The organism is Acinetobacter sp. YH12144 (assembly GCF_013418345.1).
GTDB classification, from domain to species: Bacteria; Pseudomonadota; Gammaproteobacteria; order Pseudomonadales; family Moraxellaceae; genus Acinetobacter; species Acinetobacter amyesii.
Map to the genome: position 1 here is coordinate 88,366 of NZ_VPCD01000011.1, position 12,527 is coordinate 100,892.

The window sequence follows — 12,527 nt, forward strand, 5'->3', positions numbered from 1 at the left end:
TCACTCTGCACATTGGCTAGCAGGAGGGATAAGTCATCGGTATATGTTATTGCTAGCCAGAGAAATGCACCATGTTAACCGCTTTCTTCATTTCCCTTGCTGTTGTTGCCCTGTCAGAAATGGGCGATAAAACACAACTACTTGCCTTACTGCTTGCTGCACGTTTTCGTAAACCCGTTCCGATCTTAATTGCAATTTTCCTCGCGACTGTGGTGAACCACGGGGTTTCTGCTGTGTTGGGTCAATGGATTACCACTGTTTTAAGTCCAACCGTTTTATTGTGGATCGTTTCTCTGGGCTTTATTGCCATGGCGGTGTGGATGTTGATCCCCGATCAATTGGATGATGAATCTGAAAGTATCAATAAGTGGCAAAAATATGGGGTATTTGGTGCCACTTTCGTTTTGTTCTTCTTGGCTGAAATTGGAGATAAAACCCAAATTGCCACAGTCGCACTGGCTGCACGTTTTGACAGTATTGGATGGGTCACATTAGGGACGACACTAGGCATCATGTTGGTTAATGCGCCTGCGGTATTTATTGGCAACAAACTAGCAGAAAAACTACCGATTTCACTGATTCATAAAATTGGCGCCTTGGTATTCTTGGTGATTGGTTTGGCTGCGTTGGCACAACACTATTTATTTTAAATAGCAATCTCACCATATTAAAAAACATATGAAATCCTGAGTTAAAAACTCAGGATTATTTGCCAATAAATGAGACCCAATTCACTGATATTTCAGATAATATTGACTGAATATTTATTGTAAGTTTCCCTAAATAAATATATGTTATTCACCTATAGAATATATATTTTTTGATAAAAAATTTGGGGAATTGGAATGGCTTTCGAACGCACAACATCACAGGTACTTTATGATGATGGAAAGCATAAATGTATTAGCTTTACCAGTTTGGTAAAAGGCGAGGGCGTACAGGCGAACCAGTTCCTGATTTTGGATAATGAGCGCGCAGCGGTGCTCGATCCGGGTGGTGACTTGACCTATGTCCCACTGACTATGGAACTGAATAAATATACCCGTTTGACCAATCTTGACTATGTGATGGCCTCGCATCAGGACCCAGACATTATTACCTCGATGCCACGTTGGTTGGTTTATACCGAGGCCAAAGTGGTGGCATCTAAACTGTGGGCGCGTTTCTTACCACATTTAAACTCTGCATTTATGAGTGACCGGATGAAAGGCAACTGGTTGGATCGTCTGATCGAACTGCCAGATCATGGTCAGGTGATTCCATTAGGCAACAGTCATTTGGTGGCTGTTCCTGCACATTTCCTACATTCGGTTGGTAACTTCCAATTTTATGACCCGATTGCCAAAATTTTATTCTCAGGGGATATGGGCGCATCTATGGTGGATGATGCCTCTAAACCTTTAGAAAATTTTGCCGCTCATATTCCTAAAATGAAAGGCTTCCATCAGCGCTACATGTGTTCGAACAAAGTGATCCGTCTGTGGGTCAACATGGTACGGACGATGGATGTGGAAATGATCGTACCGCAGCACGGCACGCCATTTATTGGTAAAGAACAGATCAACCAATTCTTAGATTGGATCGAAACCTTGCAGTGTGGTGTCGATTTAATGGATGAAACAGTCTTTACTTGCCCAGTATAATGACTTGAAAATTCAGAAAAAATAATTGAGTTTGCAGATAACATTTTTTAGTATTTTTCGTCCATAAAATAAGCTTTTAGATGACGAGAATAGATAAAAATGTTGTCTCAAATACCGACTCAGGATGCATGTTTAACCTGTGGAGCATGTTGTGCCCACTATCGCGTTTCTTTTTATTGGGCAGAAGGGCTGAATATGCCCGAACATTATACTGAGCCGGTTAATGCCGTGTATTCATGTATGGCGGGCACCAATCAAACACAGTCTCGTTGTATCGCTTTGGGTGGGAAAATTGGGCAAGCAGTGAGTTGTAGGGTGTACGAGGCACGTAGTTCATCTTGTAAAGAAGTTCAAATCGCCGATGAGCAATGTAATAAAGCACGCATCGCGCATCAAATGATTCCATTGATCAGTATTCCACTGCATGACGCTGAAAATGACGAAGATTTCGATCAAGTCAGTTAAGGCTTTATTTCCAGAATAAATTTATTGAAATCTAAGAGGTAGAATCTTCGGATTCTGCCTGTATTGCACTGGATGCTGACCAACCCCCAGAGTATTCTTGCTGAAAACAGCATATTTGATGGTTAATATTGAAAACTCCGTAAAGAATTGCCGCAATTAAAATGAAAATTGAACGGAAATTTGTATATAATGGCTCACGGAAATTACCAGCGAGACTGTTATGTTGACCATCGTTCAAGAAGCCCTAACCTTTGATGATGTCTTATTACTCCCTGCCTATTCTACTGTTCTCCCAAAAGATGTCTCTCTTAAGACACGTTTCACACGTGGCATCAATTTGAATATTCCACTTGTTTCTGCTGCGATGGATACTGTGACTGAATCACGTATGGCGATTGCAATGGCGCAAAACGGTGGTATCGGTATCCTGCATAAAAACATGGATATTGCTGCACAAGCTGCAGAAGTTCGCCGCGTGAAAAAATTTGAAGCAGGTATGGTGAAAGACCCAATTACCGTTACACCAGAAACGACTGTACGTGAGTTGATTGCTTTAACTCAAGCAAATAACATCAGCGGTGTACCAGTGGTGAAAGACGGTCAAGTGGTGGGTATTGTTACTGGTCGTGACACTCGTTTTGAAACCAATCTTGAGCAACCTGTTAGTAACATCATGACAGGCCATGATCGTTTGGTGACTGTTCGTGAAAACGAATCAAAAGAAAACATCCAAGCATTACTTCAAAAGCACCGTATTGAAAAAGTCCTTGTTGTAAATGACAACAACGAACTGAAAGGTTTAATCACGGTTACTGATTTCCGTAAAGCTGAAAACTATCCAAACAGCTGCAAAGATGACTTAGGTCGTTTACGCGTTGGTGCTGCAGTTGGTACAGGTGCAGAAACACCAAGCCGTGTAGAAGCATTGGTAGAAGCGGGTGTTGATGCGATTGTTGTTGATACTGCACATGGTCACTCTGCAGGTGTAATTGAACGTGTACGTTGGGTTAAAGCCAACTATCCACAAGTTCAAGTGATTGGCGGTAACATCGCGACTGGTGATGCAGCACTTGCATTATTAGATGCTGGCGCAGATGCAGTGAAAGTGGGTATTGGCCCGGGTTCAATCTGTACTACACGTATTGTGGCTGGTATTGGTATGCCGCAAATCTCTGCGATTGACAGCGTTGCCAATGCACTAAAAGATCAAATTCCATTGATCGCAGACGGTGGTATCCGTTTCTCTGGTGATATGGCAAAAGCGATTGGTGCAGGCGCGAGTACCATCATGGTAGGTTCATTGATGGCGGGTACGGAAGAAGCACCGGGCGAAGTTGAATTCTTCCAAGGTCGTTACTACAAAGCGTATCGTGGTATGGGTTCATTGGGTGCGATGGCAGGTGCAACAGGTTCTGCTGACCGTTATTTCCAAGACTCAAAAGCAGGCGCTGAAAAACTTGTACCAGAAGGTATTGAAGGTCGCGTACCGTACAAAGGCCCAATGGGTAACATCGTTCATCAAATGATGGGTGGTTTACGTTCATCTATGGGTTATACCGGTTCTGCGGTGATCGATGACTTACGTAAAAATGCACAGTTTGTCAAAATTACTGCGGCAGGTATGTCTGAATCTCACGTACATGACGTGACTATTACTAAAGAAGCACCAAACTACCGTGTTGGTTGATATTTAGTAGCTTTTAGCCGAAAAGGCCGTCATTAATATGACGGCCTTTTTGTTTTTGGTGTAAAGTATTTGCAGTAAAAAGTGATGATTAAGATCACCATTAAGAAGTGAGTACAACATGAGTTATTTTGGTACAGATGGCATTCGTGGCAAATTCGGTGAATTGCCTATTACCCCTGAATTTGCATTAAAACTAGGATTTGCCGCAGGTAAAGTATTAAAACAATACAGTAAAAAAGCAAAGCCCATCGTTGTACTAGGTAAAGATACCCGATTATCGGGCTATATTTTAGAGTCAGCATTACAAGCCGGTTTAAACGCAGCAGGTGTTTATGTTCATTTGTTGGGTCCATTACCTACACCCGCAATTGCCCATTTAACCCGTGCATTACATGCCAGCTTAGGCATCGTGATCTCGGCGTCGCATAATCCGTATTTTGACAATGGTATTAAGTTCTTCTCGAGCGAAGGTAAAAAATTGCCGGATGAAATTCAAGAAGCCATTAACAAAGAACTTGAAAATGACTTGGTGATCGAAGACCCTGCAAACTTAGGTAAAAGTGTGCGTGTAAAAGATGCCAATGGTCGTTATATCGAGTTTTGTAAATCAACCTTCCCGTACCATTTTGACCTGACAGGCTTAAAAATTGTGGTGGACTGTGCCAATGGTGCAGCTTATAGCGTCGGCCCTTCGGTGTATCGTGAACTCGGTGCAAAAGTGATTGCGCTGTTTAACGAACCGGATGGTTTAAACATCAATAAAGACTGTGGTTCGACGCATCCTGAATTTTTACAAAAAGCCGTTGTTGAACATCAGGCGGATTTAGGGATTGCTTTTGACGGTGATGCCGACCGTGTGATTATGGTGGATAAAAACGGTCAGCAAATTACTGGTGACCATATTCTGTATATTTTAGCCACTCAAGCGAGTCAAAAGCCTGCGGGTATCGTGGGTACTGTGATGAGCAATATGGCGCTTGAAATTGCTTTAGATCAAGCCAATGTGCCTTTGCTTCGTGCTAAAGTTGGTGACCGCTATGTTCTACAAGGCCTAGAAGAAAAGGGCTGGGTAACGGGCGGTGAGCCATCAGGTCATATCTTGACTTTGGACAAGAGCACCACAGGTGATGCGATCATTGCTTCACTTCAGGTGTTAACGGTGATGGTTGAGCAAGGTAAAGCTTTGCATGAATTGGTGGAAGGGTTTGAGTTATTACCAAATGTCTTGGTGAATGTTCGCTTGGCTGCGATGTTTGATCCCTACGCTGTACCTGCACTGGTGAGCGAGTTTGAAAAAGCTGAAGCTCAGCTTAAAGGGCGTGGTCGCATCTTGATTCGTAAATCAGGCACAGAGCCGGTGATTCGTGTCATGGTTGAAGGTAATGACCTTGAAGAAGTCACCGCGTTAGCAAATCATTTGGCTGATGCTGTTCGTGCCAATGCAGCTTAAATCAAGAGGGGAAATTGCATGAATGATGTGATTAAGGACTTAAGTGAACTGCGTTTAACTTATCAAAAAGGTGAGTTGCATGAAGATCAGGTGAACCGTGATCCACATGAGCAGTTTTTATTATGGTTTAACCATGCCTTAGCAGCACAATTGCATGAACCCTATGCCATGTCTTTGGCGACGGCAAATGCCCAAGGTCGTCCGCATGTGCGGACGGTCTTGTTACGCGGTGCGACCCATTCAGGTTATGACTTCTACACCAACTATGACAGTCAAAAAGGCAATGATCTGCTCGATAATCCTTATGCAGAATTATTGTTTTATTGGCAAGAGCAGGAACGTCAAATTCGGGTCAGTGGTCATGTGGAAAAGATTTCTCTTGAAGAATCGACGGATTATTACCATAAACGACCGCGTGACAGCCAAATCGCAGCACACATTAGCACTCCACAAAGTGGTGTTATCGCCAGTCGTGAAGAATTACAACAGCGATTCCAAAATTTGCATGATCAAGTGGAAAGCAAAGACGTATTGGCGAAACCTGAGTTTTGGGGTGGCTATCGTTTAGTTCCGGATTATTATGAATTTTGGCAAGGCCGTCCGAATCGTTTACATGACCGCTTGAGTTATGAACAACAGGATGGTCAATGGGTTCTACAGCGACTGATGCCATAAATGTCTAAACTTTTAATTCAACAAAGACCCTATTTGACGCGCCCTGAAGATATTCAGGGCGTTGCGCCGTTTATTGCGGACTTATTGGCACGTCGCGGGGTTTCTTCCGCACAAGAACTGGAATTGAAGCTCAAGCATTTACATGCCCCGACCTTAAAAGGCATGCAGCAAGCTATAGAGTTGATCGACCAAGCCATTGATGCACATAAAAAAATTGTCATTGTAGGCGACTATGATGCCGATGGTGCAACCAGTACTGCATTGATGGTCTTGGCACTGCGTGATATGGGCGCGGATGTTGAATATCTGGTTCCAGACCGTTTTAAGTATGGTTATGGCCTGACACCCGCCATTGCTGATTTAGCCTTCGTGAGTTTTACCCCAGATGTGCTGATTACAGTCGATAATGGTATTTCGAGCCATGCTGGTGTAGCACAGGCACAGGCGCATGGTATGCAGGTGATCATTACAGATCATCACCTGACTACGAAGGAAACACCACAAGCAGAAGCGGTGGTGAATCCGAATCAGTTGGGATGTGAATTTCCAAGTAAAGCCTTGGCTGGTGTGGGTGTCGCATTTTATGTGTTGGCCAATTTGGCCAGTATGCGTAAAAAAAATGCTAAATCCACAGCCAACCTCAGCCAATATTTGGACTTGGTGGCTTTAGGCACTTATGCCGATGTTGCAAGTCTAGATCTGAATAATCGGATCTTGATCGATGCTGGTTTGAAGCGGATTCAGCAAGGACTATGTCGTCCAGGGATCAGTGCATTATTGGATATCGCTGGTCGTGATCCCGCACAGTTAAAAGCACAAGACTTGGGCTTTGTGGTCGGCCCACGACTCAATGCAGCTGGGCGTATGGAGACTATGGATATTGGGATTGAGTGTCTGATTGCGGCGGATTTAAGTACGGCTTATCCGATTGCGCAGCAGTTGAATCAACTCAATATTGAAAGACGCCAAGTCGAAGGGCAGATTAAACAGGAAGCTCTGGCTGAGTTAGAACATATTCAGCTTGATCAGGATAACTTACCTGCAGCCTTGATCATGTTTGAACAGCATTGGCATCAAGGGGTGATTGGGATTGTTGCAGGGCGTTTGAAAGAACAATTCCATAGACCTGCAATCGTCTTTGCTGCAGATGAAGATGGCGTACATATTAAAGGCTCTGCGCGTTCTATCGAAGGTATTCATATTCGAGACAGTATTGAGCGTATTGCTGAATTACATCCGCATTTGGTCAGTCATTTTGGTGGACATGCAGCCGCAGCAGGACTAACCATTCAAAAGCAGCATTTTTCTGAATTTAAAACCGCTTTTGAAGCACTAATCGCTGCGCAAGATGAAAGTTTATTTCAGGCCACTATTTGGACAGATGGCGAATTGCCCGATTCGGCCATTAATGTCGAAACCGTCGATCTTCTGCAAAATTTAAGTCCATGGGGACAAAAATTCCCTGCACCGGTCTATGAAGGCCTATTTAAAATTTTAGATTATCGTTGGTTGAAAGACCTACATTTGAAATTAAAACTTGCTTTAGATAATGGTTTAATGGTGGACGCAATTGCATTTAATGCGGCAGAAAAATATGAATTTAATCCTATGCAAGATAAAATCCGCTTGGTCTACGAACTCGATAAAAATGAATTTAGAGGAAATGTCAGTGTTCAATTGAGAGTTTTACACTTGGCTCAATAAATTCCATTTTTACAGGCAAATAAAAAACCGCTCAGAAGAGCGGTTTTTTTATGGTTTTGACTTCAATGGATTAGAAGCGGTATTTCGCTGCTACACCAAATGAATTGTAGTCATTGTTGCCAACTTCACCGAAACCAACACGACCTTCAAGGCTCACTTGTTGGTTGAAGAATTTACGTGCATTGATCCCTACTTCGTTACGATCAGTGACATCGTTGTTGTAGTAGTCAGCACCAACACTGAATGTTTTGTCGATGAAGTAATCCGCTGCTAGATTGAATTCATCTAGATCACCGAATGCTGCACCCGCTTCAAGGTTGATGTCTTTACCATTGCTTAAAGTTGTTACGTATTTAGCACGTAAAGTTGGATCTACACCGTCGTCATCGTCATTGTCCCAACCTTTTAGACCGGCAGCAACTAAGAAACCAGGTGCAGGAAGGTAACCCACTTCAGCTGCATAATAAGTTGTATCGTTGTCTATTGTGCCGACTGCAGTGTCAACTTCGACATTATTACGGCTTACATCACCAGATACATAGAAATCTGAGTTTGGTACGAAGTATTCGATACCAACGCCATAAGTATTGTCGTCAACATTGCCACGATCAGCGAAAGTTGCGTGTGCATTGACGTTACTTGCACGGTTTAAGAATGCAGCTTCTGCAAGAGGAGCGTTACGCGTTTGAACAGGGTTGAAGTAATAAGTACCGTTTACACCAAATTCACTGCCAGAGCTTCCATTATCTGGGTCGATGTAACCAGCTGAAGCGCCTACTTCTGCTTGATAAGCATGAGCTGTACCTGTAATAGCAAGTGCAGAAAGAAGTGCTGAAGCAATTGCGAGTTTTTTCATGGAAACTACCCCTCTAAATTGTTTGGCTAAATTTAATACATTTTTTGTTACAAGTTTTAGTCTAGAGAATTTTTAAAGATGGTCAATCGCTGCAAAGTTGCAGAACTGTGTATTCGGTAATTTTATGTAATTTTAATTATTTAAGATATTGAAAAATATATAATTATTATTAATGTTTTGTTTTATTAAAACTGTGTAGATATTATGAATTTGTAGATTATTTGGTCAACAACTGGACTTTTTTTAAAGTAAATATTACATCGAAAAGAAAAAAGCACCTCAAATTTGAGGTGCTTTTTTAATGCACATTCCTAATTCAAACGAAATTAGAAACGTAAAGTTGCATTGATGTTGAACGCTTGAACATCATCACCAAAACCAACTTGACCACCGATTGCTAGGTTCGGGTTAAGGAAGTATTTTGAACGAATAGCGAAGTAATCCGTGTCTTCATTACCATCATCAACGATGTTATAAGCTGCACCCACGCTAAAAGCTTGGTCGAAGTAATAGTCTGCACCAATTGTTGCAGAATCAACGTCGCCAAAAGCACCATCTGCTTCAAGGTTGATGTATTGACCATTGTTCAAAGGCGCAACATATTTTGCTTTTACAGCAAAACGGTTATCGTCATCACCATCTTCAACTTTAACGCCGTCAACACCAGCAGCTAAAAGTAAATTAGAAACAGGTAAGAAGCCAACCAATGCACGATAAGTCGTTACATCATAGTCGTCTTTATCAGAACCTGACCAACTTGGGAATTTATAGTTTTCTTTGTACTTAACTCGAGAAGTACCAATTTCACCATTTACATAAAATTGTTGATAGTAGTATTCGATACCCGCCGAAATCGAATGTGTATCTTGTTCATCTTTGCCTGAACCAAATTCTGAAATAGACTCATCAAATGCAATATAATCAACGCTTTCTTTACGATTAAAAGCATATTGCGCATAGACGTTGCTGTTATGACCTAGAAAAGCAGCTTCATTTAATGGACCATTACCAGTTTGTACTGAGTCAAAATACAAAGTACCTGTAAGATTGAATGTATTATCAGTATCAATAATATCATTGTCCCAATCTGTATAAGTAAAACCGCCATCAACTTGGCCGTCATAAGCAAAAGTTGATGAAGTGATAACAGCTAATCCTAGTGCAAGTAATGTCTTTTTCATAAAACCCTCGAAACATTATTGTTGTAAAAAAAATGTAATAAATAGTAATGCGAGCGTATTGTTCATATTATGTGCATTGAAGTCAATGATTTGGATGATCAATCTGGCTGAAACTGTGCAAATGCTCTGTGATATAATAGGCGGCTATTTAAGCCAAATTTTTTGATTGAGAGTAATTCACGTGGAAATTAATCCGTATCTATTACAGCTAAAAGACTTAAACGACCGTGGTCAAACATTACGGGGGTATCTTTGACTACGATCTGAAAAAAGAGCGTTTAGAAGAGGTTCTACGTGAGCTGGAAGACCCAGCAATTTGGAATGATCAAAGCCGTGCGCAAGCAATGGCAAAAGAAAAAGGTGAACTCGAAAACGTCATTAACGTGCTCGAAGGGCTTTCAACTCAGCTAGAAGATGCCCAAGCGATGTTGGATCTTGCGGTTGAAGCAGAAGAAGAAAGCTTACTTGCGGATGTGCAAGCAGAGTTAACTTCAGCGGAAGCAGAACTTGCGAAATTAGAATTCCGTCGTATGTTCAGTAATCCGATGGACCCGAACCCATGCTATGTCGAAATTCAAGCGGGTTCTGGTGGTACTGAAGCACAGGACTGGGCATCTATGTTACTGCGCATGTATCTACGTTGGATTGAACGTCATGGCTTTAAAGCAGAAGTGATGGAAGAGTCTGATGGTGATGTGGCAGGGATCAAGTCTGCAACGATCCGTGTAGAAGGTGAGTATGCATATGGTTGGTTACGTACAGAATCTGGCGTACATCGTTTAGTCCGTAAGTCACCTTTTGACTCGGGTAACCGTCGCCATACTTCATTCTCAGCGGTTTTTGTATCGCCTGAAATTGATGACAATATTGAAATTGAAATCAATCCAGCTGATGTACGTACTGATACCTATCGTGCATCTGGTGCGGGTGGTCAGCATATTAACAAAACAGACTCTGCAGTACGTTTAACTCACGCTCCAACAGGGATTGTGGTGGCATGTCAGAACCAACGTTCACAGCACGCCAACCGTGACCATGCTTGGAAACAGTTACGTGCAAAATTGTACGAACTTGAGATGCAAAAACGTAATGATGCGGCACAAGCGTTGGAAGACACCAAGTCCGATATCGGTTGGGGCAGCCAAATTCGTTCATACGTTTTAGATGACTCGCGTATTAAAGACTTACGTACCAGTGTGGAAAGTTCAAACACTGGTGCAGTGCTTGATGGCGATTTAGATAAGTTTATTGAAGCCAGCCTCAAACAAGGTTTGTAATTTAAATTTATATAGAAAACAAAGTTCTATCTGTTTTTGATCATCATATCTAAAAAAATCGATATAAAAATCGAAAAAATACGATATAGTGTATTCAAGATGCTGAATAGAACTTTGTTGTCCAAATTTTTATTTAATTAAACCCGTTTAAATTATGGATATTGATTTAATTTTTAAAGCACTTGCCAATCCGACTCGACGTCAAATCTTGGAATGGTTGAAAACACCTGAACAATTTTTGTCAGAAGAACAATGTGGCGGCTTTAATCGTGGTGTATGCGCTGGCAATATCGAAAAACTCGGTAATGTTTCGCAGTCTACGATGTCTAATCATTTGTCTGTGTTACAACAGGCGGGCTTAATTCAAGCCGAGAAATATGGTCAATGGTCATATTTTTCGCGCAATGAAGAACTCATTCAGCAATATATTGATTATCTGCAGAACTCACTTTAAATCATTTTTCGCATTTGAAGTGTTAGGCGAGACATATATGGCTGAACTTAATACTCCTCTCATTTTGGGTGATTTACACCTCAAAAATCGCGTTGTAATGGCGCCACTAACCCGTAGTCGTGCAACCATTGACCGTGTTCCAACGCCGATGATGGCTGAATATTATGCACAGCGTGCAAGTGCTGGATTAATCATTTCAGAAGCAACAGTCATTTCAGAAGCCGCTAATGGCTATTTGCAGACGCCGGGTTTATTTACCGATGCTCAAGTTCAGGGCTGGAAATTGGTGACCCAAGCCGTACATGAACAGCAAGGTTTAATTGTGGCACAATTGTGGCATGTCGGACGTGTCTCACATCCCGACCTTTTGAATGGTGATACACCAGTTTCTGCCAGTGCGGTACAACAGGCGGGTTATGTCAGTCTGCTTCGCCCAAAACGCGAATATGTCGTGCCACGTCCATTAGAGATTGCAGAAATCAAAAGCATTGTAGAACAATACAAACAGTCTGCGATCAAAGCCAAAGAAGCCGGTTTTGATGGTGTGGAATTGCATGCGGCCAATGGTTATTTGATCGATCAATTCCTACAAAGCAAAACCAATTTACGTGAAGATGAGTATGGTGGTTCTGTCGAAAACCGCGCACGTTTATTGCTTGAAGTGGTGGATGCGCTGATCGAAGTGTGGGGTGCAGGTCGTGTAGGTGTACATCTTGCGCCGCGTGGTGATGAACACGATATGGGCGATCATGATCCACGTGAAACCTTTGGCTATGCCTTAGAGCAGTTGGGGCAGAGGAAGATTGCATTTTTCTTTACCCGTGAATATCTGGCGGATGACAGTATTAGTGACTATCTGAAACAGCGCTCAAATGGTGTGCCGTACATTGCCAATATGCGTTTAAGCCGTGAAGATGCTGTTGATTTATTGGCCTCAGGTAAAGCCGATGCGGTGTCTTTTGGTAAAGCTTATATTGCCAATCCAGATTTGTTTGAACGTTTGCTAGCGAATGCTGCACTGAATGAATTGCAGTTGGAAAATATGATTGGAACAGATGTTGCCGAAGGCTATATTGATTATCCAAGCATGAAAAATAAATTTGGTTCAGGTCGTTCAACCTATTAATCGACACTT

12 protein-coding genes are annotated in these 12,527 nt (G+C 42.1%); 10 read left to right on the forward strand and 2 right to left on the reverse strand.

What is annotated here, in order from left to right:
• Positions 1 to 71 precede the first annotated feature (71 nt).
• From FTU79_RS09165 to recJ, 7 genes are all read left to right on the forward strand, one after another.
• Complete coding sequence (locus FTU79_RS09165) at positions 72 to 650, forward strand: TMEM165/GDT1 family protein (RefSeq protein WP_078190565.1); 579 nt, start codon at positions 72 to 74, stop codon at positions 648 to 650.
• 195 nt (positions 651 to 845) lie between these two features.
• Entirely contained in the window at positions 846 to 1,643 is a 798-nt protein-coding gene (locus FTU79_RS09170; RefSeq protein ID WP_180049745.1) for an MBL fold metallo-hydrolase, read from the forward strand.
• A 99-nt stretch (positions 1,644 to 1,742) separates the two neighbouring features.
• Positions 1,743 to 2,108, forward strand: a complete 366-nt coding sequence (locus FTU79_RS09175) for a YkgJ family cysteine cluster protein (RefSeq protein ID WP_180049747.1) — start codon at positions 1,743 to 1,745, stop codon at positions 2,106 to 2,108.
• 220 nt (positions 2,109 to 2,328) lie between these two features.
• Positions 2,329 to 3,795 (forward strand): IMP dehydrogenase, encoded by a 1,467-nt coding sequence (gene guaB / locus FTU79_RS09180; RefSeq protein ID WP_078190562.1) that lies wholly within the window; start codon positions 2,329 to 2,331, stop codon positions 3,793 to 3,795.
• Between the two features lie 118 nt (positions 3,796 to 3,913).
• The gene (gene glmM, locus FTU79_RS09185) at positions 3,914 to 5,245 is read left to right on the forward strand and encodes a phosphoglucosamine mutase (RefSeq protein ID WP_078190561.1); all 1,332 of its coding nucleotides are present in this window, start codon (positions 3,914 to 3,916) and stop codon (positions 5,243 to 5,245) included.
• 18 nt (positions 5,246 to 5,263) lie between these two features.
• Entirely contained in the window at positions 5,264 to 5,920 is a 657-nt protein-coding gene (gene pdxH / locus FTU79_RS09190; RefSeq protein ID WP_180049750.1) for a pyridoxamine 5'-phosphate oxidase, read from the forward strand.
• The gene (gene recJ, locus FTU79_RS09195; RefSeq protein WP_180049752.1) at positions 5,921 to 7,624 is read left to right on the forward strand and encodes a single-stranded-DNA-specific exonuclease RecJ; all 1,704 of its coding nucleotides are present in this window, start codon (positions 5,921 to 5,923) and stop codon (positions 7,622 to 7,624) included. It begins immediately after the preceding gene.
• A 70-nt stretch (positions 7,625 to 7,694) separates the two neighbouring features.
• On the opposite strand, the gene FTU79_RS09200 is transcribed toward recJ, so the two are convergent.
• Entirely contained in the window at positions 7,695 to 8,480 is a 786-nt protein-coding gene (locus FTU79_RS09200) for a putative porin (protein ID WP_067761595.1), read from the reverse strand.
• A 326-nt stretch (positions 8,481 to 8,806) separates the two neighbouring features.
• A complete protein-coding gene (locus FTU79_RS09205; RefSeq protein ID WP_180049754.1) occupies positions 8,807 to 9,661 on the reverse strand; it encodes a putative porin in 855 nt (284 codons plus the stop codon).
• A gap of 181 nt (positions 9,662 to 9,842) precedes the next feature.
• Between FTU79_RS09205 and prfB the strand changes: the two genes are divergently transcribed.
• From prfB to FTU79_RS09220, 3 genes are all read left to right on the forward strand, one after another.
• Positions 9,843 to 10,938 (forward strand): peptide chain release factor 2 gene (gene prfB, locus FTU79_RS09210; protein ID WP_111884474.1). Its coding sequence is split into 2 segments (ribosomal slippage): positions 9,843 to 9,914 and positions 9,916 to 10,938, totalling 1,095 coding nucleotides; the frame shifts between segments, so codons are not numbered across the junction.
• 154 nt (positions 10,939 to 11,092) lie between these two features.
• Positions 11,093 to 11,392, forward strand: coding sequence for a helix-turn-helix transcriptional regulator (locus FTU79_RS09215; protein WP_078190555.1), 300 nt, complete (start codon positions 11,093 to 11,095; stop codon positions 11,390 to 11,392).
• Between the two features lie 37 nt (positions 11,393 to 11,429).
• Positions 11,430 to 12,518 (forward strand): alkene reductase, encoded by a 1,089-nt coding sequence (locus tag FTU79_RS09220; protein WP_111884475.1) that lies wholly within the window; start codon positions 11,430 to 11,432, stop codon positions 12,516 to 12,518.
• The last annotated feature ends 9 nt before the right edge of the window (positions 12,519 to 12,527 follow it).